The 23,684-nt window shown below is 56.1% G+C and carries 22 protein-coding genes; 11 read left to right on the top strand and 11 right to left on the bottom strand.

From position 1 onward, the window contains the following. Position 1: 1 nt before the first annotated feature. Positions 2 to 1,537 (bottom strand): M48 family metalloprotease, encoded by a 1,536-nt coding sequence (locus G3I67_RS07425; protein WP_163653596.1) that lies wholly within the window; start codon positions 1,535 to 1,537, stop codon positions 2 to 4. Positions 1,538 to 1,632: 95 nt separating this feature from the next. On the opposite strand from G3I67_RS07425, the gene galU reads away from it, so the two are divergent. After that, complete coding sequence (gene galU / locus G3I67_RS07420; RefSeq protein ID WP_163653580.1) at positions 1,633 to 2,469, top strand: UTP--glucose-1-phosphate uridylyltransferase GalU; 837 nt, start codon at positions 1,633 to 1,635, stop codon at positions 2,467 to 2,469. Between the two features lie 38 nt (positions 2,470 to 2,507). Here galU and G3I67_RS07415 read toward each other — a convergent pair whose 3' ends face one another. Continuing rightward, on the bottom strand, positions 2,508 to 3,356 hold the full coding sequence (locus tag G3I67_RS07415) for a cytochrome c oxidase assembly protein (protein ID WP_163653578.1): 849 nt from the start codon (positions 3,354 to 3,356) through the stop codon (positions 2,508 to 2,510). 102 nt (positions 3,357 to 3,458) lie between these two features. Here G3I67_RS07415 and G3I67_RS07410 point away from each other — a divergent pair, with 102 nt between their 5' ends. After that, entirely contained in the window at positions 3,459 to 4,805 is a 1,347-nt protein-coding gene (locus G3I67_RS07410; protein ID WP_163653576.1) for an aminopeptidase P N-terminal domain-containing protein, read from the top strand. Positions 4,806 to 4,808: 3 nt separating this feature from the next. Here the strand turns inward: G3I67_RS07410 and G3I67_RS07405 are convergent, their stop codons facing one another. Further along, complete coding sequence (locus tag G3I67_RS07405; RefSeq protein WP_203583574.1) at positions 4,809 to 5,303, bottom strand: hypothetical protein; 495 nt, start codon at positions 5,301 to 5,303, stop codon at positions 4,809 to 4,811. 84 nt (positions 5,304 to 5,387) lie between these two features. On the opposite strand from G3I67_RS07405, the gene G3I67_RS07400 reads away from it, so the two are divergent. The 6 genes from G3I67_RS07400 to ruvA are packed head-to-tail and all read left to right on the top strand — an operon-like array spanning position 5,388 to position 10,715. Next, entirely contained in the window at positions 5,388 to 6,548 is a 1,161-nt protein-coding gene (locus tag G3I67_RS07400; RefSeq protein WP_163653561.1) for an FAD-dependent monooxygenase, read from the top strand. A 35-nt stretch (positions 6,549 to 6,583) separates the two neighbouring features. Beyond that, positions 6,584 to 7,630, top strand: a complete 1,047-nt coding sequence (gene dusB, locus G3I67_RS07395) for a tRNA dihydrouridine synthase DusB (RefSeq protein WP_163653559.1) — start codon at positions 6,584 to 6,586, stop codon at positions 7,628 to 7,630. Positions 7,631 to 7,646: 16 nt separating this feature from the next. Next, positions 7,647 to 7,892, top strand: a complete 246-nt coding sequence (locus G3I67_RS07390; RefSeq protein WP_163653556.1) for a helix-turn-helix domain-containing protein — start codon at positions 7,647 to 7,649, stop codon at positions 7,890 to 7,892. 58 nt (positions 7,893 to 7,950) lie between these two features. Further along, positions 7,951 to 9,540, top strand: coding sequence for a bifunctional phosphoribosylaminoimidazolecarboxamide formyltransferase/IMP cyclohydrolase (gene purH / locus G3I67_RS07385; protein ID WP_163653552.1), 1,590 nt, complete (start codon positions 7,951 to 7,953; stop codon positions 9,538 to 9,540). Between the two features lie 15 nt (positions 9,541 to 9,555). Next, complete coding sequence (ruvC, locus tag G3I67_RS07380; protein WP_163653549.1) at positions 9,556 to 10,107, top strand: crossover junction endodeoxyribonuclease RuvC; 552 nt, start codon at positions 9,556 to 9,558, stop codon at positions 10,105 to 10,107. Positions 10,108 to 10,142: 35 nt separating this feature from the next. Further along, positions 10,143 to 10,715 (top strand): Holliday junction branch migration protein RuvA, encoded by a 573-nt coding sequence (ruvA, locus tag G3I67_RS07375; RefSeq protein ID WP_163653546.1) that lies wholly within the window; start codon positions 10,143 to 10,145, stop codon positions 10,713 to 10,715. 22 nt (positions 10,716 to 10,737) lie between these two features. Here ruvA and G3I67_RS07370 read toward each other — a convergent pair whose 3' ends face one another. From G3I67_RS07370 to G3I67_RS07355, 4 genes are read right to left on the bottom strand one after another with little or no spacing between them, the layout of a single operon-like run. After that, entirely contained in the window at positions 10,738 to 11,706 is a 969-nt protein-coding gene (locus tag G3I67_RS07370; protein WP_235931779.1) for a Bug family tripartite tricarboxylate transporter substrate binding protein, read from the bottom strand. A gap of 14 nt (positions 11,707 to 11,720) precedes the next feature. Beyond that, on the bottom strand, positions 11,721 to 12,746 hold the full coding sequence (locus tag G3I67_RS07365) for an NAD-dependent epimerase/dehydratase family protein (RefSeq protein ID WP_163653540.1): 1,026 nt from the start codon (positions 12,744 to 12,746) through the stop codon (positions 11,721 to 11,723). Between the two features lie 60 nt (positions 12,747 to 12,806). Next, the gene (locus G3I67_RS07360; protein ID WP_163653537.1) at positions 12,807 to 13,721 is read right to left on the bottom strand and encodes a complex I NDUFA9 subunit family protein; all 915 of its coding nucleotides are present in this window, start codon (positions 13,719 to 13,721) and stop codon (positions 12,807 to 12,809) included. 27 nt (positions 13,722 to 13,748) lie between these two features. After that, positions 13,749 to 14,717 carry a threo-3-hydroxy-L-aspartate ammonia-lyase gene (locus G3I67_RS07355; RefSeq protein ID WP_163653534.1) on the bottom strand — a complete coding sequence of 323 codons (969 nt, stop codon included), beginning with the start codon at positions 14,715 to 14,717 and terminating at the stop codon, positions 13,749 to 13,751. Positions 14,718 to 14,793: 76 nt separating this feature from the next. Here G3I67_RS07355 and ruvB point away from each other — a divergent pair, with 76 nt between their 5' ends. Then, positions 14,794 to 15,861: a Holliday junction branch migration DNA helicase RuvB gene (gene ruvB, locus G3I67_RS07350; protein WP_163653531.1), complete on the top strand. Its 1,068-nt coding sequence runs from the start codon at positions 14,794 to 14,796 to the stop codon at positions 15,859 to 15,861. 37 nt (positions 15,862 to 15,898) lie between these two features. On the opposite strand, the gene recQ is transcribed toward ruvB, so the two are convergent. Then, positions 15,899 to 17,734: a DNA helicase RecQ gene (gene recQ, locus G3I67_RS07345; RefSeq protein ID WP_163653528.1), complete on the bottom strand. Its 1,836-nt coding sequence runs from the start codon at positions 17,732 to 17,734 to the stop codon at positions 15,899 to 15,901. Continuing rightward, entirely contained in the window at positions 17,735 to 18,886 is a 1,152-nt protein-coding gene (locus G3I67_RS07340; RefSeq protein WP_163653525.1) for a hypothetical protein, read from the bottom strand. Positions 18,887 to 18,961: 75 nt separating this feature from the next. Here G3I67_RS07340 and G3I67_RS07335 point away from each other — a divergent pair, with 75 nt between their 5' ends. Together G3I67_RS07335 and G3I67_RS07330 are read left to right on the top strand one after the other, a co-directional pair. Further along, complete coding sequence (locus G3I67_RS07335) at positions 18,962 to 19,660, top strand: response regulator (protein ID WP_163653522.1); 699 nt, start codon at positions 18,962 to 18,964, stop codon at positions 19,658 to 19,660. Between the two features lie 20 nt (positions 19,661 to 19,680). Beyond that, a complete protein-coding gene (locus G3I67_RS07330) occupies positions 19,681 to 21,255 on the top strand; it encodes an ATP-binding protein (protein ID WP_203583582.1) in 1,575 nt (524 codons plus the stop codon). On the opposite strand, the gene G3I67_RS07325 is transcribed toward G3I67_RS07330, so the two are convergent. Further along, positions 21,243 to 22,268 carry a cytochrome d ubiquinol oxidase subunit II gene (locus G3I67_RS07325; RefSeq protein ID WP_163653519.1) on the bottom strand — a complete coding sequence of 342 codons (1,026 nt, stop codon included), beginning with the start codon at positions 22,266 to 22,268 and terminating at the stop codon, positions 21,243 to 21,245. The two genes, G3I67_RS07330 and G3I67_RS07325, sit on opposite strands and share 13 nt — an antisense overlap. Continuing rightward, the gene (locus G3I67_RS07320) at positions 22,265 to 23,611 is read right to left on the bottom strand and encodes a cytochrome ubiquinol oxidase subunit I (protein WP_163653516.1); all 1,347 of its coding nucleotides are present in this window, start codon (positions 23,609 to 23,611) and stop codon (positions 22,265 to 22,267) included. Before G3I67_RS07320 ends, G3I67_RS07325 begins: the two co-directional genes overlap by 4 nt. Positions 23,612 to 23,684: the final 73 nt, after the last annotated feature.

Raw genomic sequence — 23,684 nt, 5'->3', positions numbered from 1 at the left:
GCTATTTGAATTTTTCCAATTGCCGGCGATTATCGACGAGCTTTTGCGAAAGCTGACGGACATCGACATCTATCTGGGACTGTTCATAAAAGTCGGTGGACAATGTGCGGGCCTGTTGCAACTGGGTCACCGCGGCGGGCAAGGCCCCCATCAGTTCGTAGTAACGCGCCATTTGTCGACGCGCAGCCACCTGATCGCCTGTTTTTTCAAGACTATTTGCCAGCATCTGGTAAAGAACAGGCTCGTCAGTAGGCCAACGCTTGATTTGCTCTTTCAAAAAGGTCGCCGCCTCGCGATCCTTGCCCATTAACTGCAAGGTTTGGGCAACCCGTAACGCAAAGGACCGACGATCCGGCCAACGTTTATTTGCAGCCGCTGCAGATGCATACGCAGCGGGAATGTTTTTGCCCGCTATATCGAGATCGATTTTCTGCAGTTCGATGAATGGAGAACTGGTCACCAGTCCCTGAGCTCTTGCAAATGATTTGACGGATGCGGCGTGATCCTTGAGTGCCGCTTGCGCAAGCGAAATGCCGTACCAGGAGGCAGCCTGTCGCACACCTGCCAATGAGCCACTTTCGCGTGAGGCGACCAATGCCTCTTCCTCCATCGCGTCGATCGCCAGACGCAATGACTTTGGATCGGTGGCTTGCAGCACCCGCGCGCGGGCGCGGACAAACCAGAATTCATCCGAGGCTTGATATCGTGTCTGTGGAAACTGCCTGAGTCGATTTTGCATATCGGTCATCCGCTGAATGCTGAGCGGATGGGTTGAAGCGTATACACCGCCTCCACGTCCCTCGTTCAAATTGGAGGCCTTCATCAGGCGCCCGAACATCACAGCCATGCCGTTAGGGTCGTAGCCTGCCTTGCGCAACATTTCAAAGCCGGTGCGATCCGCTTCCTGCTCAGCGTCGCGCGAAAAGCCGAGTTGCTGCTCAATCGCCGCAGCCTGGCCGAATGCCGCTAAACCTGCGGCCAGATTGGCGCCACCACCGGGGATAAAGGCCGCCATCAGTGCTGCTGCAATCGAGGCCAGCGCGATATGACCGCTCTGGGACTGTTGAGTCAGGCCTCTGGCAATGTGACGCTGGGTGACGTGGGCGATTTCATGCGCCATCACGCCTGCCAGTTCAGCCTCTGTACCGGCCGAAACAATCAGGCCGGTGTGTACGCCAATAAACCCTCCCGGCATCGCGAATGCATTGATCGTTGAATCCCTGACGCCGAATGCCTCGATTTCGGGCGCGCCACCTGGCGCATTGGCGGCCAGCTTGCGCGCCATTCTGTTCAGATATTGGGAAACATCAGGATCCTGGATGTAATCGGGATCCCGCCTGCCCTGCTCCATGATCGCTTCGCCAAGCTTGCGCTCCAGACCGGGAGATAAATCCGATGCCGAGGCCGGACCCAGGGTGGGCGCCCCCATGGGCTGGGCAAACGCCGGCGCAACAACCAGCGGCGCATTCAGCAGCGCCGGTATCAGCAAAGAAATCACGCCACGCTTGAAGATCAGGCTTGAAAACCTAAATGTCATAAAATTGAAGCAGATAATCGCATACGCTTATGATAGCGGCAGTTGCCTTTTGTTCCTCAGATCGGCAAAAACTTCTTCTAGGATTGACTTTTTATATGCGTCCAGTTCGCAAAGCTGTATTTCCTGTTGCCGGCCTCGGCACTAGATTTTTGCCCGCCACCAAGGCAATGCCCAAGGAAATGCTTCCTGTGGTCGACAAGCCTTTGATTCAATACGCCGTCGAAGAAGCGGTGGCTGCCGGAATCACCGATCTGATTTTCGTGACGGGACGTCACAAGCGCGCCATCGAGGATCACTTCGACTCCGCTCCCGAAATGGAAGCGGAACTCGCCAAAAAAGGCAAAGACGAACTACTGGCCGTGGTGCAGGAAATCCTGCCCTCTAACGTCAGTTGCATCTACATCCGCCAGTCCGCCCCTCTCGGTCTGGGTCATGCGGTACTGACTGCGGCACCGATCATTGGCGACGAGCCATTTGCAGTCTTGCTGGCGGACGATCTGCTTGATGCGGATCGCCCGGTGATCGGTCAATTGATTGATGCTGCGCTGACCCACCAAGGAAGCATTCTGGGCGTGCAAGAAGTGCCCCGGGCCGAAACCGGCAAATACGGTATCGTTGCCACAGATTCCGTCAGCCCTCGCACTGAGCGGGTACTTCACATCGTCGAAAAGCCGAAACCCGAAGTGGCGCCCTCCACCCTTGCGGTCGTCGGTCGTTATGTGCTCGACGGAGGCATTTTCAACCATCTGCGCCAGACCCAGGCTGGTGCGGGCGGTGAAATTCAACTCACTGACGGCATCGCATCACTGATGTCCGAAAAGCCTGTATTCGCACATCGATACGAAGGGATTCGTTACGACTGCGGCAACAAGGAAGGCATGTTCCGGGCAACCGTTGCACTCGGGCGCAAATATCACGGCCTGATCCCCTGACCTGATGTCTGCATCGGTCGATTAAGTCCGGCAGTCAATCAGGTTTTGGGAATATTGCGGGGCTTGGGTAGTCCCCATCGCCCCCGGGCCGACAGGCGCATCATGTTGCGCAGTGCGACCAGCAAGCCCACCACTTCGGTCATCGCAGCCGGAATCCACATAGTCAAACCGCCTATCATCTGATCTGTTTGAGCGGACATGGCAATCGCACGGCCGCATAAATCAAATAAGGGATAAAGATCGCGCTCGGTGAACGCGATGACCGCACCGGCCACCATCTGGGGCGCCATCGTCACAATCGGTGAAATCACCCGTCCTCCCGGACTCATGATGGCCGGTGGACAAGGGCGCCGATCAAGAATCAGATTCCAGTACATCAATCCCGTCACCACCACGGACCAGTTCATCAAGCGGTACAAACGCCAGTCCAGCATGGAATAGAACTGAACCGAGGGTATCAGCCAGACAATCACCAAAAACACGAACAAGGCCGGCACGATGATCGGATTAGTCAGCACCGCAATTAGCGAGCGTCCGGGAAGAGTTCGGTTGAATCGCGCCAGCTTGACTCGCCAGGCTAAAGGCAGTCCGGCACGCATCACCGACCCGGGGTAGGACGCCATGATCAATAAGGGGCCGGCATGGTGCAACACCAGATGCTGAATCCTGTGCATGAAAAACATGCGCTCGGCGTAATAATCCAGCATGGTGTGCAGTGAAAGATATAGCGACACCCAGCCAAGCCAGAAAAATATCTGACGCGCGACGGTAATTTTGCGCACACGCTGGCCACGGACAAATAGCCATGCGCTGAGTGCGAAACACACGATCAGCGTGGGCGATGACTCCCACGGCACAGCCCAATGCATCCAGTCGATCCAATCCATCTTTTACCTTGAATATTGTGCCCAATCGCATCGATCGGGCAATCAGATTGTAGTATGTCGACTACGGGGCCCAAATTGGCCTCGATTTAAAAAAGATTCGATATGACACTTCTCGCCCCCGATCCCGCCTGTTTCATTAAACGCCGCAAACAGCTGCTTGCCTGGATGCATCGCCATGGCGGCGGCATCGCAGTGCTGGGCACAGCGCCCGAGAAGACACGCAACCGCGACAGTCACTACGCTTATCGCCATGACAGCGATTTTTACTATCTGACCGGCTTCACTCAACCCAATGCCTGGCTGGTGCTGATCGCCGGCACCGAAGACCAATCCATTTTATTTTGTGAACCCAAGCATCCGGAACTGGAAATCTGGAACGGACTGCGCTGGGGACCCGAAGAAGCGGCAAAGCATTTTTGCTTCGATGCCGCATTCGACTCAGGCAGACTCAACGATGAACTGCCCCGATTGATGGCTGGCCATCCTCGCCTGATGACAACCATGTCTCGGCCATCCGATGAAAGCTTTTTCGGCATGCTTCGCGGATGGGTCAAACAGGCAGGCCAACAAGTCAGAGGGGCTCGTGCCTACCCGACCAACTGGCTGGATATTTCGGATGTACTGGCCGAGATGCGTCTGATCAAGGATGAAGTGGAGCTCGCTACGATGCGCAAAGCCGCATCCATTTCGGCACTGGCTCATAGACGCGCCATGCAGGCTGTCAGGCCGGGTTGTCACGAGTACGAACTGGAGGCCGAGATCCTGCAAGTGTTTAGAAAAAACGGTGCCCAGAGCGTAGCTTACGAAAGCATCGTGGCGGCAGGGCCAAACGCGTGCATTTTGCATCATCGCGCGGGGCACGACATCATGCGCGATGGGGATCTGGTGCTGATCGACGCAGGTTGCGAGCTTGACGGTTATGCTTCAGACATTACCCGCACGTTTCCGGCAAACGGCAAATTCAGTGGGCCTCAGCGCGCGTTGTATGACATCGTGCTGGCCGCGCAGCAAGCGGCCATCGCCAACACATCGGCTTCGCATCACTTCAACGCAGGCCATGAAGCCGCTGTTCAGGTCCTGACCCGGGGACTACTGGACGAGGGGCTATTGAAAGGCACGTTCGAACACGCGCTTGAAACCGCCGCCTATCAACAGTTCTACATGCATCGCACAGGGCACTGGCTAGGCATGGATGTGCACGATGTGGGCAGCTATCGAACTCCGCCCTTATCCAACGAAGATCAGCCCTGGCGCATGCTTAGCGAAGGCATGGTATTGACTATCGAGCCCGGCTTGTACGTCAGGCCGACCGATGAAGTGGACGAACGATTCTGGCACATCGGCATCCGAATCGAAGACGACGCGATAGTCACAGCAAACGGATGCGAACTGATTACGCGCGATGTTCCGGTCGACCCCGATGAAATAGAAGCCCTGATTCGCGGATGAATTTCAATTCGCGGTCAGGTCCAGACCGTCGAGCCAACCCAGTTCGGTCCAGACATACAGCACGATCATCGCGATTCCGAACATCAGGATGATGGTGCCGATCAGCAATGTGAATCCGGCAACCAAAACGGGGCCCCACCCGCTAGGCGCCGGACGAACCAGGCCCGGGTTGTAGCGCGCATCGAAACGCTCGTCGCTCATCAGGCAAAAGACAATGGCCTCGATGAATCCTGCCACCATCGGGATCAACAACAAAAAGAAAGCGGGATTTTCCCACCAGACAGTGGCGAAGCTACTGGCCACCATCAAACCGATGCTTATCAGCGTCAACAACCAGGCACGCTTGCGCCCAAGAAACCACCAATGCGCTCCAATCACGCCAAACAATGCAGATAGCAGGCCAAGTTTGACTTTGCCGACAAAGCCCCGAGTAGTGGAACCTGGTTGTGCTGAAGGGGTAGCGCCTGAACCGGCGGCGGAATCAATTGACTGTGACATCACGACACTCGACTGGATTTCGATGATTGATCTGATTTTGAACCAGGCCGAATTGTAGTTCCTTGCGCAAGTTAAAATGAATTTATGTCTGAACCCGATTTCGATATCGCCATTTTGGGCGGAGGCCCGACCGGTTGTGCGCTTGCATTGATGCTGGCGCGCGCCACGCATCGACCGGATCGCATCGCACTGTTTCAGTCCGATCAGGCCGCCAGTTACGGCTATGTCCCCGAAAAAGATCCACGTGTCCTGGCCATCAACCACGGCAGCCGCGTATTGCTCGAATCGCTCAAGGGATTTCCGAACGTGGCCGCAGGCATTCGAACAATTCACGTATCCCAGCGCGGCAGGCTCGGCAACACATTGATCAAGCACACCGACTTTGACGTGCCGCAGCTTGGCTGTGTCGTGCGTTACGGCCAGTTGCATACCGCGCTGCGACAAGCGGTCGAGACTTCAGGCGTACGCATTTTCGCTGGCGCTGTCGCCGAAATCACCGGGCAGGACTCCTTATGTGTGCGGATCGATCAAGATCAAAACCGCGTGAGCGCCGCCATGGCCGTTCAGGCCGATGGACGTCCCGGCAAACTAGCCGATCGCACCTATTCCCAAATGGCGCTTGTCACCCAGGCCAAATCAGGCCTTCCCCGCAGTGGCTGGGCCTTTGAACGATTCACTCGCGAAGGCCCTCTGGCTGTTTTGCCGCACCCGGAAGCGTCCGATCAGCAATCCATCGTTTGGTGCTGCTCTCCTGTTCGTGCCGCAGAGTTGCAGGCACTTTCAGCGGATCAATTTTCAGGTGCTCTGACGCACATGTTTGGCGAACGGCTGGGGACACTGACGATCAACGGCCCGGTTACGGCCTTCCCTCTGACACTCAACCTGAATCATCAGCTTGTGGACGGACGAATCGTCGCGATCGGAAATGCCGCTCAAACCTTGCACCCGGTCGCCGGACAAGGGTTGAACCTGGGTTTGCGCGATGCCGCGACACTCGCCCAAACATTAAAGCCATGGCTCGTCAATCCAACGCGCAGTCCTATCGGCGACCTTGAACGGTTTCAGCAAAGGCGCAAATCCGACAGGCAAGTAACTGTCAGGCTGACCGATCTGATGTCACGTGCATTCACCACAGGATTGCCCCAGATCGAACATGCCGCAGGTTTAACCCTGCTTGCAATGGACATGTTTCCCGCGTTGCGCGCCCCGTTGGCCCGACACCTTCTGCAAGGTTTGCGCGCCTGAATTTCGCTGCGCAATCCACCGATTACAATTTCAAAATGCAACTTGGCCCCTGGTCCCTTCCGAATAATGTCTTCGTTGCCCCGATGGCCGGGGTGACGGATCGACCTTTTCGCCAGTTATGCAAGCGACTGGGTGCCGGTTACGCCGTATCCGAAATGGCGGCAAGCAATCCTCAGCTTTGGAATAGCGTCAAATCTTCACGGCGCCTGAATCACGACGGAGAAATCGATCCGATCGCGGTGCAGATCGCCGGCGCGGATCCCGAAATGATGGCTCAGGCCGCGATATTCAATATCGAAAAAGGCGCCCGCATCATCGACATCAACATGGGATGTCCGGTAAAAAAAGTCTGTCAGGTCGCCTCGGGATCGGCATTGCTCAGGCATGAGGACCTGATTGCCCGTATTCTGGACAGCGTGGTGAGCGCATGCAGCCCCCTTGGCGTGCCTGTGACGCTGAAGACGCGCACCGGCTGGAGTCGCGAGCAACGCAACGCACTTCGCATCGCCAGGCTTGCGCAAGATAGCGGCATCAGCGCACTGATTCTGCACGGACGCACGCGCGAGGATATGTATAACGGTCAGGCCGAATACGAAACCATTCGCTCAGTTAAAGAAATTCTTACCATTCCCGTAGTAGCAAACGGCGACATCGACAGCCCCCAGAAAGCTCGCCAGGTACTCGACTTCACAAAGGCCGATGCGGTCATGATCGGTCGCGCGGCTCAGGGGCGTCCATGGATTTTTAGGGAAATCGATCACTTTTTGCGAACAGGCGAGCATTTACCCGCTCCAACCTGGGGCGAAATGCGCGATTTGCTCATGCATCACCTCTCGGATCACTACGGTTTTTACGGGGAGTCGACAGGTGTGCGCACGGCTCGCAAGCACATCGGCTGGTATGTGGAAGCATTGCCGGACGGCCAAGCCTTTCGGGACAAAATCAACCGGTTAGAATCCACTTCCGAGCAATTTGCCTGTGTCGACCGGTGGTTTACCGCTCAAAGCGAAATTTATCCAGACACCAGCCCGACAAACTGCGACAATGCCAAAAAAAGCGCGCCAGTTTTAAAGGCTGCCTGAATTTCAATCCACCATCATGAAAAAGAAAAATTTACTTGAAGAATGCGTACGCGCAAGTCTTGAGCAGTATGTCGACGATCTCGGCGATGCCGATCCAAGCGGCATGTACGAAATGGTGATTTCCTGCGTCGAGCGCGCAACGCTTGCCTTTGCACTCGAACGCGCAGACCACAATCAATCTCGCGCTGCTGATTTTTTAGGCATCACGAGAAACACGCTGCGAAAAAAACTGCTCGCATACAAGCTTCTACCGACTGATTGAATTCGCGTTAGTCGGATCCTATTGATTTCATCTTTTAATTTTCCATCCTGACCTCTCCATGAAAATCGAAACCGCACTGCTTTCCGTCTCGGATAAAACCGGCATCGTCGAATTTGCACAAGAACTCGCTAAACGCGGCGTTCGCCTGCTTTCAACCGGAGGCACCGCGAAATTGCTCGCCCAGGCCGGGCTGAACGTGACCGAAGTGGCCGCACACACCGGCTCTCCCGAAATCCTGGATGGCCGCGTCAAGACGTTACATCCGAAAATTCACGGCGGCTTGCTGGCACGCCGCGATAGCGATGAACATCTCGAAACAATCAAAGAACACGGCATCGATCGCATAGACCTGTTGGTCGTCAATCTTTATCCGTTTCGTCAAACAGTTGCCGACCCCGACTGCGATTTCGAAGACGCAATCGAAAACATCGACATCGGCGGTCCGGCCATGTTGCGCGCGGCAGCCAAAAATCACGGCACGCAAGAAGGCGGCGTGACGGTAGTCATTGACCCGGCCGATTACGCCAACGTTCTGAAAGAAATGGATACGCTTGGCTCGACCACCTACGGTTTCCGTCTATCGCTGGCAACCAAGGTCTATGCACACACCGCAGCTTACGATGGTGCGATCGCCAACTACCTGACCAGCCTGACCGAAGCCGAACCAGAACAGGACGACGCACCGGCTCGCGGCCCCTGGCCAAACACGCTGACACTGCAAGTCCACAAACAACAAGTTTTGCGCTACGGCGAAAACGCACAGCAACACGCAGCCTTTTATGTTGACCCGACGGTTCCGGTTGGCTTGCTCGGAAACTTCAAGCAATTGCAGGGCAAAGAACTTTCGTACAACAACATCGCTGATTCCGATGCAGCGTGGGATTGTGTTCGCAGCTTCGAGGCGCCGGCATGCGTCATCGTCAAGCATGCGAACCCATGCGGCGTGGCAACGGCGGCAAGCCCTGTCGAGGCCTATCAGAAAGCATTCAAGACCGACCCGACATCCGCCTTTGGCGGCATCATTGCCTTTAACCGTCAGGTCGATTTGGCAACTGCGCAGGCAGTCAGCGCACAGTTCGTCGAAGTGTTGCTCGCCCCAGGCTACGATCAGGACGCGCTGGATCTGCTTGCCGCTAAAAAGAACGTACGCGTGCTTCACGTGCCGATGGGTGCCGGACAGAACGACATCGATGTCAAACGCGTGGGCGGAGGCTGGCTGATCCAGACGCCAGATTCGTATACTGTATCCGAATCCGACTTGCGTGTTGCCACGATCAAGCAACCGACCGCCGAGCAGATGCGCGACCTGATGTTTGCCTGGAAAGTCGCAAAATTCGTCAAATCGAATGCCATCGTATTCTGCGCAAACAGCATGACACTGGGCGTAGGCGCCGGCCAGATGAGCCGCATCGACTCTGCTCGCATCGCCTCGATCAAAGCTGAAAATGCCGGCTTGAGCCTAAAAGGTTCCGCCGTCGCGTCCGACGCGTTCTTTCCGTTCCGTGATGGACTGGACGTGGTGGTTGCCGCAGGCGCGACTTGCGTCATCCAGCCCGGTGGCAGCATGCGCGACGACGAGGTGATTGCAGCGGCCAATGAACATGGCATCGTCATGGTGTTGACCGGCATGCGTCATTTCCGTCACTAATCCGGTATTGACCAAATGCGAATCCTTGGCGTCGATCCGGGCCTGCGCCGCACCGGTTTCGGTGTGATCGACGTACAAGGATCCAGATTCACCTACGTTGCCAGCGGCACGATCGTTGTCCCCAGTGACATCACGCTGCCGCTTCGACTCAAAGTGATTCTAGACAATCTGCGACAAGTCGTCGAGCAAACCCGGCCTGACGTGGCCGCACTCGAGATCGTGTTCATGAACACCAACCCCGCCACTACGCTCTTACTGGGTCAGGCGCGCGGTGCGGCGCTTTGCGCGCTGGCCGATCACAACCTTGCCGTGCACGAATACACAGCACTGCAAATCAAAAAGTCCGTTGTTGGCGCGGGCAAAGCCGCGAAAGAGCAAGTGCAAATGATGGTGCAAAGACTGCTTTCGCTCGATGGTGTTCCTGCACCCGATTCGGCCGACGCGCTGGCCTGCGCGATTTGCCATGCGCACATTGCGCCCATCACCGAAAAACTCGGCTCGACCGACAATCACGCTCGCAGCTGGCGTGGGCGCTCTCGGGTGCGCGCAGGACGCGTATTGGGCTGAAGGCCGAATAACCGGACACACTTTAGGATGCAACAATGATTGGTAGACTGACCGGCACGCTTTATGAAAAACAACCTCCGCGCATCGGCCTTGATGTGCAAGGCGTGGGCTACGAAATAGACGTCTCCATGACTACGTTCTACGCATTGCCGGAGCTGGGCAGTCAGGTCACGCTCCTCACGCATTTAACCGTGCGCGAAGACGCGCATATATTGTTCGGTTTTTCTTCAGCCGAAGAACGCGCGGCGTTTCGCGAATTAATCAAGGTGAGTGGCATCGGGGCCAGAACCGCCTTATCCGTACTCTCGGGCCTATCCGTCAGCGACTTGTCGCAAGCCATTACGATGCAGGATACCGCTCTGCTTGTCAGGGTGCCCGGCATCGGCAAGAAAACAGCTGAACGCCTGCTTCTGGAATTAAAAGGCAAGCTTGGCGCGGACTTGGGCGTCACGCCCAGCATCGCACACGGGGGTCAAACAGATATTCTGCATGCACTGACCGCACTGGGTTACTCGGAGCGCGAGGCCTTGGCCGCGCTTAAAACACTACCCGAAGGCGTCAGTGTCTCGGACGGGATCAGGCTCGCGCTCAAAAGCCTGTCCCGTTAAGAGCGGGGCCCATCAGCGCAAATCAATCGACGCGCGCGCCGGACAACCGAACCGCTTCGCCCCAGTTTTTAACTTCCGCATCGATCACTTTTTTGAATTCCTGTGGCGAACTATTGTTCACCACGCCGCCCATTTCGAGCAGGCGACGCGTTGTCGAAGGCTCGGCCACCACTTTTGAGACATCCGAATAGATCTTGTTGATCAGTTCACTTGACATCGAAGCCGGGCCGAACAAACCAAACCAAGTCGCTGCGGTAAATCCGGGCAAACCGGCTTCGGTCATAGTCGGTACATTCGCGATCGCTTCGGCGCGCTGGTCGCTTGCCAATGCAATGGCGCGCAACTTGCCGGACTTGATGAAAGGCAAAGCGGCCGACAATGTCACAAAAGCCATCTGCACCTGACCACCCACCAAATCGGTCAACATCGGCGAATCGCCTTTGTAAGGAATGTGAACTAGTTGCGCACCAGATCTGGCCTTGAACAACTCTCCGGCCAGATGTTGAGGCGTGCCATTTCCGGTCGATGCCATCGACAATCCATTTTTCTGGCTCTTTGCGTATGCAACCAATTCGGACAAGGTCGATGCAGGCAAAGCTGGATTGGTTACGAGCACCAGGGGAATCGTCGACACCAGATCAATCGGCGCGAAATCCTTGATCGGGTCATAGCTTAGTTTGCTGTAAAGACTCGCGCTAATCGTATGAGCGGCAGTCGTCATGTAAAGAGTGTAGCCATCTCCCTGAGCACGCGCGATCGATTCGGCAGCGACTGTCGTTCCTGCTCCCGGACGATTGACCACCATCACAGGCTGTCCCCAGACATTCGGAAGCTTTTCGGCCAGCAATCGGGCGACCACATCCGTTGCGCCGCCTGCCGGATAAGGAACCACAATCGTCACAGGTTTTTCGGGATAAGCCGCTTGAGCGATGCCGGCAAATGCGAGACCGATAATGAGAACCGCTTTTGAGAACATAGAATGCATTTTCATTTAGTTTTCTCCAATCACGAATGTCGTTCCTGTTGCTCGCGCCAGGCAAGCAAGCGTGAAATCCCTTCCCGCATTTCGATAACCGGTTTCCAGCCGATCACCTGCCCGGCCTTGTCATGCGGAATGCTAAACGCACCACCCGAGGTCAAACGCACTTTACCTGGGGGGTCGGGCCGAATTTCAGGCTTGAGCTCGCTCTTGCAGTAGTCCAGCACCAGCTGAACCAGCTCACCCGTAGTGATTGGCGCGGGCCCCGAGACATTGACCGCCACATCTGTTGCCGTACTTTGCAATGCCGCCAGATTGGCGCGTGCGACATCGGAAACATGCACAAAATGTTTCGTGTCTTTACCATCGCCCGGCAATACAGGAGCCTTGCCTTGGCGAACCAAATCATAGGTTTCCATGATGTAGAGCGAGTTAGCGGCACGATAATGCTGACGCTCACCGTATACCGTCGAGTAACGCATAACCACATAATCCTGGCCGAAGCTCTGATGATATTGACGGCATAACTGCTCGCCCATGATTTTCGATGCGCCGTACAGAATTGCGGCAGGAGGCGCACCGACAGAATGGAAAGGACCTTCCTCGACCAGTTCACCCTTGATGCCGGGACCGTATCCATAAACGGCATTCGAAGATGCAAAGATTACTTTTTTGATGCGATTGACGCGGCAAGCCTCAAGCATGTTCTGCACGCCACGTATATTCACATCGACAGCCTGCCATGGTGTTTGGGAAAAACCTAGCGTCATGTAAGCCGTCAGATGAATCACGCCATCGACCCCTTCAGTCGCCTGCAACAAATCCGGCAAACGCATCATGTCGGCACGAACGATCTTGATGCGGGGATCATTCTGCAAATGCGCGATCGCATCCATCGATCCGAAAGAAAAGTTATCCAGCAGAAGGACTTCGCGCGCACCTTCCTTCAACAATAAGTCCGCGGTGTGCGATCCGACCAGGCTGGCGGCACCCGCAATCAATATCCGGGATTGCCGGATATCCAGAGCGACGCCCTGCTTAACATTTGCCATGCTTTTTGTCCCCTCTTTTCTTTTATATATATTTGAATTCTTAATCGACTGCCCTGAATACTACTTTCTAAGATACTGGGGCGCAATCTGCTCAAGCGGCGTCGATATGATTCCCAGATCCGTCGACAATGAATCCGGGCTGACATTGGCGACCCGGAGGGAATCCAGATTATCGCGAGACATCAATGGCTCGCCGGGCAAGCATTCAAACATCAACGCCTGTAACCGGCCGATGCTCATCGGCATATTCCACACCTTTCTGGGGTGGCCGGACCACTTTGCCGCCAACCCAACCAATTCGCCCAATGTGTAGACGCGCGGCCCGACCAACGGATAAGTCATGCCTGCACAAGCAGGTTGCGTCAGCACATTCACGATAGCCTGCGCTACATCCCCGACATACACGGGCTGCATGCGTGCACCGGCGCCTGCAAGGGGAAGCACTGGAAAATATCTGGCCAACTCAGCGAACATATTCATGAAACGATCGCCCGGGCCGAAGATCACGGACGGGCGCATAATCGTCCATCCAGATTGATCCTGGCCGGCAAACACCTCAACGATCGCAGCCTCTCCAGCGGCCTTGGATCTTAGATACTGACTGGGACCGTGGATATCGGCCCCTAACGCACTCACATGCACTAAACGCTTCACGCCAAACTGGAGGCACGCTTGCGCAACCCGTCGCGGCAACTGCACATGCACGCGATCGAAGTCAGGTCCGTAAGGCTTGCCGGGCCGACTATGCAAAAGACCCGGCAGATTGATCACGACATCACTGTCGCCGATTAAATTCGACAAAGTCGCATCGTCATGAACATCAGCCCGGATCACCGTAACGGTAGGAAATACAAGCAATTCGCGCGCGTGAGCGAGCCGTCGAGTCGGCACACGCACATCGTGACCGGCCGCAACCAGTCGAGACACGACAGCGCGACCGACAAACCCTGTACCACCAATTACAAGAATACGCATATCCACCTCAACCAAAAAAGGCGACACTCAAGCGGACAGTAACTCTCCATACTGCTTCAGATCAACGTTTCCGCCACTCAGAATCACACCGACCCGGGCACCGGGCGGTACATTCAACTCGCCCTTCATCACTGCCGCCGCACCCAGACAGCCGGTCGGCTCGACAACGATCTTCATGCGTTCGGCAAAAAACTTCATCGTTTCGACAAGCTGCGCATCGGTGACCGTCAGAATATCGGTCACATCCCGCTTGATCACGCCAAAAGTTAATTGACCGAGATACGGAGTCAGCGCGCCGTCGGCAATCGACTTGGGTGGAGTGATCGTAACGATTTCACCCGACCTGAAAGATCGCTGCCCATCATTGCCGAGCTCAGGCTCCACTCCATACACCTTGCAGCCCGGGCTAAGCGCCTTGGCTGCCAACGCACTGCCGGCCAACAGACCGCCGCCGCCCAGGCACACCAGCAAATAATCCAGTTCGCCTACTTCTTCAAACAACTCTTTGGCAGCGGTTCCCTGGCCAGAAATCACATCCTTGTGATCGTAAGGAGGGATCAGAATCATGCCCGTTTGCTCTTGCATCTGGCGTGCAATATCCTCGCGGCTTTGCGTATAGCGGTCATATGTCACGACAGTCGCGCCATAACCCTCTGTTGCCGCTTTTTTAGCGGCCGGCGCATCTTCGGGCATGAGAATAATAGTGGCAACGTTATGCAGCTTGCCAGCCAAGGCAATCGCCTGGGCATGATTGCCGGACGAATAGGTCAGAACCCCTGTTTTTTTCTGTTCGGGCGTGAGGTTAGCGATTGCGTTGTACCCGCCCCTGAACTTGAATGCCCCCATGCGCTGCAGGTTTTCGCATTTGAAAAATAGCTTGGCACCTGTCTGACGATCGGCGGTAGCGGAAGTCATGACAGGGGTGCGATGTGCGACACCCTTTAAAGTTTCAGAGGCCCGGACGACATCATCAAAGGTGGGCAACGCGAGAGACATAGGAATCCTTGTTCAAGTCCGAAGAAAGTGAGGCAGATAGTGTACGATTGTTCTCACTGCAGATTACACAATTTTCATGGCCATCCAGTCCGACTCCCTCTCGTCCCGCGCAGAAGCCTCACGACTCGTGACGCCCCAAGCCGCCACGCCCAACGAAGAAAACATCGAACGGGCGCTCAGGCCTAAAGCTTTGCAGGAATATGTCGGTCAGCAACGAGTGCGCGACCAGCTCGAGATTTTCATTTCGGCGGCGCGCAATCGCAATGAGTCGCTCGACCACGTCTTGCTCTTCGGACCGCCCGGACTGGGTAAAACCACCTTGGCTAATATCGTCGCTTACGAAATGGGTGTCAACCTGAGGTCCACTTCCGGACCGGTGCTTGAGCGACCAGGCGATCTGGCTGCCCTACTGACCAACCTTGAGCGCAACGATGTCCTGTTCATCGACGAAATCCATCGCTTGTCGCCCGTGGTCGAAGAAATCCTTTACCCCGCCCTTGAAGACTTCCAGATCGACATCCTGATCGGTGAAGGGCCCGCGGCGCGCAGCGTCAAGCTGGATTTGCAACCTTTCACCCTGGTGGGAGCGACCACGCGCGCCGGCATGTTGACCAACCCGTTGCGCGACCGCTTCGGTATCGTTTCACGGCTAGAGTTTTATACCCCTGAAGAATTGGCTCGCATTGCGACTCGCAGCGCGGGACTGCTTAATGTACCTATTACACCAGATGGTGCGGCCGAAGTCGCCCGTCGTTCGCGCGGTACCCCACGCATCGCTAACCGCCTGCTTCGCAGAGTTCGAGACTATGCGCAAGTCAAAGCAAGCGGCACCATCGACGCCAAGGTCGCCAATGCCGCCTTATCGATGCTTGAAGTCGATCCGCAGGGCCTTGACTTGATGGATCGCAAATTGCTCGAGGCGATCGTTCACAAATTTGACGGAGGACCGGTGGGCGTGGACAGCCTGGCCGCAGCCATCGGCGAAGAACGGGACACCATCGAAGACGTCATCGAGCCATACTTGATACAGCATGGCTACCTGCAGCGCACCCCGCGCGGCCGTATCGCCACCCAGACAACGTGGCGTCACCTAGGGCTGACGCCTCCAAAAACCAGTCCGAGCGAAGGCTCGCTGTTTGACTGAGGCGTTTGACTGAATTTTTTGGCTAAAGCAACAAATTTCACGTTGCCGCCTCGAACTCGGCGATGCATTCCAGAATCGATTTTCCGTAAGATTCGAGTTTTTTGACTCCGACGCCATTGACATGCGCCAAGGCGCTCAGACTATCGGGGCGTGCCAAGGCGATTTCACGCAACGTGGCATTCTGAAAAATCACGTAGGCAGGTACGCCATGATCGCGTGCGATGTCCGCACGCCATTGACGCAAAGCCTCGAAAATCGCTTGTGCCCCGACAGGCAAATCGGGTTGCAAATTCTTGCCGCGATTTGTCGTGCTGTTTTTTTCTTTTCGATCAGTCTCCCGACGCAAGATCAAGGTGCGCTCACCTTTCAACACCGCGCGACTTTCATTGGTCAGCGCAAGCGTGCCATAACCCTCGTGATCCACAGCCAGCAACCCTTGCGCCAGCAGCTGGCGCAAAAGACTGCGCCAGCCTTGCTCGGACAATTCGAGACCGATCCCGAACACGCTTAATGTGTCATGGCCGTTTTCGATCACGCGAGGTGTTTTCTTGCCACGCAGGATATCGATCAAATGGCCGGCGCCATATCGCTGCCCCCGCTCTTTCCAGAGCCGGTAAATAGCCGACAGCATTTTTTGCGCGGCAACCGTACCGTCCCATGATTGAGGCGGGGTTAGACAATTGTCGCAATTACCGCACGCATGCGTTAGCGTCTGACCGAAATACTGCAACAGGCGTTGGCGACGACATGAGACCGTTTCGCACAAACCCAGCATCGCATCCAGCGCGCTACCCATTCGTCGCCTGAACGCATCATCGCCTTGCGACTCGTCGATCATCCTGCGCTGTTGAACCACATCCTGCAATCCGTAGGCCAACCACGCCGTGGCGGGCAAGCCGTCCCGCCCCGCGCGACCGGTTTCCTGGTAGTACCCCTCGACCGATTTAGGCATGTCGATGTGCGCGACGAATCTGACATCCGGTTTGTCGATACCCATACCAAACGCAATGGTCGCCACCATCACGATGCCATCCTCGCGCAGAAACCGGGATTGATTGCGCGCACGCACTTCCGTGCCCAATCCGGCGTGATAAGGCAGCGCCGTGATCCCCTTTGCGCACAGAAAATCAGCGGTTTCCTCAACCTTGTTGCGAGACAGGCAATAAATCACACCTGCGTCACCCGGATGCTCCTGGCGCAAAAGATCGAGCAACTGGCGTCTCACGTCCTGCTTTTCGACGATATGGTAACGAACGTTGGGGCGATCGAAGCTGGCGACAAAATGCCGCGCATCGTTCAGTGAAAGTCTTTCGGCGATTTCCCGACGGGTCGCATCCGTCGCCGTCGCAGTCAAAGCGATGCGTGGCACATCGGGCCATCGCTCGTGCAGCATCGACAAGCCCAAATATTCCGGACGGAAATCATGGCCCCACTGCGAGACGCAGTGCGCCTCGTCAATTGCAAACAATGCGATCCTGCCCCGATCAAGCAAAGCAAGACATCTTTCGGTCAGTAAGCGCTCGGGGGCAACATACAACAAATCCAATTGACCCGTTAAAAACGACTGTTCGACCTCGCGCGCGTCCTGCCAGTCCTGAGTCGAATTGAGAAAGGCGGCCCGCACGCCCAACTCGGTTAGTGCATCGACCTGATCCTGCATTAGCGCGATCAATGGGGAAACAACAACACCCGTACCCGCCCGCACCAAGGCGGGAACCTGATAACAAAGGGATTTACCGCCTCCGGTCGGCATAAGCACCAAGGCATCCCCGCCACTGATCACATGATCGACGATCGCTTGCTGGTCGCCGCGAAAGGACTCATAGCCGAATACACGCGCAAGCACCTCGGCGGCGCGGGAATCAGTGTGCATTTAGTTTCCCCACCATTTGCTAACCACGGCATCCAGCGGAACAGACATCTGCACCCTGGCAGAATAACCACCACTGACGAGCTCCCGTTCGGCGCCAAACTGCATTTTCAAATTGGGCGAAACTGACCAATTGTGCTTGACACCCAGCCGCTGTTCGATCGCGCTCTGGTTGTAACGAACGGTCTCATAGCTTGACTCGAGCTGGTGTCGATCGAAATTAACTTGCATTCCGAGCCCGGTTCGCCAGGATGAGGACGCGATATCCTCCGCATGTGTCAGGGAAGTTGGATTGGTTTGTGTCGTATTCAGCCGCAACAATCCCCAGTCGCTCAGTGCCATGGTGCCACCCAACCCGACAGAGTGATCTTCCAGTCCGGTTCGCACCCGACTTTCAATCGTGACATCAGGCGTTAATCCAAATCGCACACTGCCTCGGCCGGAGGGTGCCCCGACAGTCAGTCCCCCTGTACCGATTCTGCCGAGATCTTCTTGCGTCGTCATCCCGAGTTCGGCCGACATCCCGAAAGACCCCGGCATCAGCGTGCCCCGACTGCTGACGTTAGGCAACCGCGTCACCTGAATGCCCCCTAGTCTTGGGGCGTTTCCCCAAAAACCGCCCGAATCCGTGATTTGTCCCAGAACCACCGCGCTGCCATTGTCCTGCTGATACTTCAGCGATCCCGCCTGATTTACCCAGCCGGCATCCCGAGGGCTTGAATTCAGCCTGACGGCAGGCCCCACCCCCAACATGCCGGTCAACGCCACACGGTATTCGGCAGGCAATGGGTCGACACCCGCCTGCCAATCCAATTGATATTGCGGCTCGGGTTCGATCACCATGCCGGTCAGCGGATCTTCATCACGCGGATCCAGCGCCATTTCTTGCGCGCGGTTTGCGAGTGTCTCGGATTCGACCGGAAAAGACTGTGCAGGCAGAATCACCGACAGGCCCGGGCGGTCAGGCGTGATGGTGACTGGCTGACTGGCTAGGGAGCCGGGGACTTGCGCCAGCACTTCGGCCTGAATCGCCAGATTAAGCCCCAGAAAGACGCAAAATGGCGCCAGCAACGCGCCATGAGCAGAAGAAACGAGACGCATCGAAAAATAAAACATCATGAGAACGGTATTGTACTTTCTGTCGATATGGCTCATTTCGATCGTTTAAGAGTATTTCAGACGATTTCAACCGACTTGCCCAAATAGGCATCAGGATGCACACTGACACGCATGGAAACACGTACCAAACTTCTCGTTGTCGATGACGACCCGGCGCTGCGCCAATTACTTGCGGACTACCTGAACAAGCATGGCTATGACACGCTTCTTGCTCCCGACGCAAGCGATCTTGCCGCAAGGATTATCCGGTTCGAACCCGAATTGATCGTGCTTGACCGCATGATGCCCGGCACGGACGGGGCGGAGGCTTGCCGCACCTTGCGTGCCCAAGGCGAAGACATTCCGATCATTCTGCTGACCGCCCGCGATGAGGCAGTGGACAGGATTATTGGCCTGGAGGCCGGTGCCGATGACTACTTGGGCAAACCCTTCGATCCGCGCGAATTGCTTGCCCGCATCCAGGCCGTGCTACGCCGCAAACGCGGAGCATCTGCACTGAACAAAGATGCACGCGTCGAATTCGGTGGATTTGTATTCGATCCGGTCATGCGCCAGTTGCTGCGCGGCGATGAAGTCGTCAAACTGACTGGAGGTGAAATCAATCTGCTCGAAGCGCTGATCCGCAATCCCGGCAAACCGCTATCGCGCGAAAAGCTGCTGACTCTGGCTCGAGACGATGAAGCCGGCGAACGCAATGACCGCGCGATTGATATCGCCATTCTGAGATTGCGACGCGCAATGGAAGATGACCCCAAACAGCCTCGATGGATTCAGACTGTATGGGGAACGGGATACCGTTTTTCACCGTGACGTTTTTCAAGAATATTTTCATGCGCGTCATGCCGCAATCTTTGCGGGCGCGCCTGATCGCGCTCGTTTTGCTTGCCGTGCTAGCGGGTCAGGCGGCAACGCTATATGCCGTGTCCCTGTTTCAACGGGACTATGTACAAACAGTCGCCATCGACCTTGTCGCCACCACGATCCGCACTTTGCAGTTTTCGATGGAGCTCGTTCGTCCCAAGGATCGCGCGGCCTATGTGCAGCATGCGTCCCAGGGGGAATGGAAACTTTGGTCCAAACCTTTGCCAAACGATGCGCGCCTTCAACGCAGAAGAGCAATCAAGCCACAAGATCAGGCGCGCATGAAGGCTGCGCAAGAACGTCAGCACAAGCGGCTACAGGAAGCTGTCGGACTACCCCCGTCCTATAAGCCCCAGATGCGCCCTGACACGTCCGACCCGACACCGCCGGCCGTATCGCCCTCGGCCATGCCCGAAGCCTTGCTCCTGTCCGATCCCCGCAGCGGAACCGGATCGAACAGTGCAAACAAAAACGCCGAAGCCGAGACATCCGACAATATTCGGCGCAGTCTGAGCCACTTCATCCAGCGGCTCAATGATCAACTCGACGGAGACAGTCGCGTTGCGATCTCGCGCGGACCGACCCCCGAACTGTACATATCCCTGACACGACCCGATGATTCTGAGTACCCCCAGGCGCGTGAATGGCTTGTGATCCCGCTGGATCAGATTGATCCTCCCTTGACCACTCCAATGATGGCGCTTTGGGCCGGCGGACTCGCTCTGGTGCTATTGATCGCACTGTGGTTTTCCTGGCACATCTCGCGACCGATCACAAGTCTGGTTCAGGCGACGGACCAACTTGCGGCGGGCAAACCCGCGCGAGTCGAACCGGCAGGTCCCTCTGAAACCCGACTGCTAGGCGAGCGCTTCAACGCCATGCTCGACGCGCTCAGTCATTCCGAATCCACCCGCCGCACATTGCTTGCGGGACTGCCGCACGATCTGAAGGCGCCACTAGCCAGAATGTGGTTACGAATCGAAATGACCGACGATCTAACCCTCAAGCAGGGACTGCGAACCGACCTGAAAGATATGCAGCAGATGGTGGATCAGTTCATAAACTTCTTGCGTGGAACGGACCCGGCTTCTTATCAATTCGCTCCCTTCGCCTTAAACGAATGGTTACAGGAAAGAGTCGGCAATTGGCAAGGCACAGGTGAGCAAGTCAGCCTGGATTGCGGCGCCGAATATGTCGAAATCAATGCCGACAGTGTCGCATTGTCCCGCCTGCTGGACAATCTGATCAGCAATGCTTTGCATCACGGCAAACCTCCGGTCATGGTGCAACTTAGACGCGAGGGTCCATGGGCGCTGCTAACTGTCAGCGATCATGGCGCAGGCATCGCTCCGGAGCATCGCGACGATGCGCTCAGACCATTTGTCAGACTGGATGCCGCGCGCACACGCACCGGCAACGTCGGGCTGGGTCTCGCGCTATGCGAGGTGATCGCGCAAGCCCACGGCGGGGCGCTGCGACTTGGGCAAGGCCCGGGTGGGGGACTGGAAGTGGAAGTTCGGCTACCGATTCATCACCCGGCCTGACCGAACAAGCGACGGTACCCGAGCAGGTTGAATATCAGCATGACCGGCACGGCAACGATGGTTGCCGCCAGCACCAGTTGCAACGCATCCACGGATGCCGCCGCATCCCATAATGTCAGCTGATCGAGTATGACGAAAGGAAACATGCTGTAAGTCAATCCGCCCAGCATCAGCACAAACAGTACGAGACAAAATGAAAATGGCATCCACGACAGCATTTCGTACTTGGGCTGCGTCACCCTCGACAAAATCATATCGATGCTGACAAAGCAGCCTAGCATGACCACCCACACGCTCGCGGCGAGAGCAAGGTTGGTCGAGCTGCTCCACTTGTAGAAAATAGCCGGATTCGACAATCCGAGTGCAATGGATACCGCAGCCATGCCAGCCGCGGTCCAGCGAATAGAATGGCGCGCCCAGGCCACCGAAAGCGACTGCAACACGCCTCGCGTGCGCATCACCATCCAGCATGCGCCCAATAGCGCATAACCTGCAATCGCGCAGATTCCGATGAATACGCCGAACCAGATCGACGGACCATCTTTTTGATAACCGGTGGCAATCGATGCCAATAACATTCCATGACCAAATGCGGTCAATACCGAACCGAACCAGAACCGGTTAATCCATTTGGCACGATGCTCGGAAGCCGCACGGATGCGAAACTCAAAAGAGACACTGCGCAACACGACACCGGCAATCGTGATCGTCATCGGGATATACAGATGCGCCAGCATCGCCCCCCACGCTAGCGGAAATGCAGACAAAAACAAACCAATCGCCAGTAAAAACCAGAACTCGTTGGCATCGCGCCAGGGGCTCAATCCCACCATCATCGCGGGTCGCTCCGATGCGGGTGCCGTTCTCAGCAATACCCCCACGCCAATATCGAATCCGTCAAACAATGTTCCGCCCAGAATCAGCGCGAGCAACAGCAGCATCATCAGCAAAGGCATCCAGAAATCCGGCTGAGTGACCCCCAGCCCAAGCGATGCGGCAAGCGCACTGATCATCCCTTGACCCCCGGTTTGCGCACAGGCACGACGCCGAATCTCGCGGCATGCAACAACATTTGCATAAAGCCTGAAAAAAGCACCAGATAAAGCAACCCGATGACCACGAGCCCCGCCCCAATCGCATAAGAACTCGCATTCGTGACGAGATCGCCCGTCAGTAACATCCCGGATACGAAATACGCATGTTGACTCGTCTGCATCAGGTTCCAGACGCAGAGCCAAATGAAAGCCCCCAGCCCGGCCGTCCATATTTGCGTGCGCAATATCCAGCCCGGATATTTCTCGGCTTGCTCGCCGCGCCGCCACATCATATAAACGGTCAAGATCGACATCATCAATAAAAACAGTGTTCCGACAAAAATCAGGCGCGCCAGATAAAACAAAGTGTTGACCGCAGGCAGATCTGTCGACTCGGCGACCATGTCCAAACCGATTCGCTTGGAATCGTCATCTAGGCCCAGCCAACGCGCAGCCAATCCTTCCGTACCGATCAGAACCCGATTTGCTTGTTCACCGTCGCCCGGTACTCCCAGCCAAATCATGTCGGGACTAGCATGCCCATCCCAATAACCCATGATCGATGCGGCGGCCAGCGGATGGATGCGTGCCATCAGGCGAAGGCTGCCATCCAGGGCAAACAACTGCAAAGCGATAGCGACAAAGGTTAGATATAAACCCACGCGATAAACAAGTCTTTCGTTTTCTTCCAGAGGACGGCGTCTTGCTTGCCAGGCAGTCAACCCTTGCATCAGAACGCCCAGGGTCAATATGCCTCCGGTCACATACAGAAGCATGCACCAGATCAAGGCGGAATTCATGATCACCTCGATCCAGTCCTGCACCCGCAAACGACCTTCAACCAATACCGTCCCGGACGGAACATGTGACCAGGACTGCAGCACGACCTCCCAAAACACCGTGGCGGTCAGGCCCAGCGCCACCATGAATACCGAAGCCAGGTGGGCCGAGGGCGACACGCGCCGCTGCCCGAAAAGCATCACGCCGAAAAAAACCGATTTCGTAACGAAAACGGTCGTGATTCCACAGGCGATAATGGGGCCGGCTACGTTTCCGGCTCGTTCCATCAAGGCCGGCCATAACACGCCGAACTCCACCAGAACAGGCAATGCCGATGCCAGGGCGACAAAAAAAGACAGCGCGAAAATACGAACCCAGAATCGATACGCCGCCGTCCAGGCCGAATCCGGGCGAAGATTGCTTTGATACTTGAACAGGCACAACACCCATGCCAATGCCATGGCAAAAGCAGCGAACAGGACATGAAAGTTCAGGCTCAGGGCGAACTGGGTCCGGGCAAGCGAAAGGGGCGAAATTTCCATAATTCGGACTAGTGTAGACGGGTCATGGCAAAATGTACGTTTCTCGGCCGACAAGTTTGCCTAAATCACACGT

It is taken from the genome of Sheuella amnicola (genome assembly GCF_010499255.1).
Taxonomy (GTDB): Bacteria; Pseudomonadota; Gammaproteobacteria; order Burkholderiales; family Burkholderiaceae_B; genus Zwartia; species Zwartia amnicola.
Note: the sequence above shows the minus strand (reverse complement) of the source record. Positions and strands in the feature narration are given on the sequence as shown.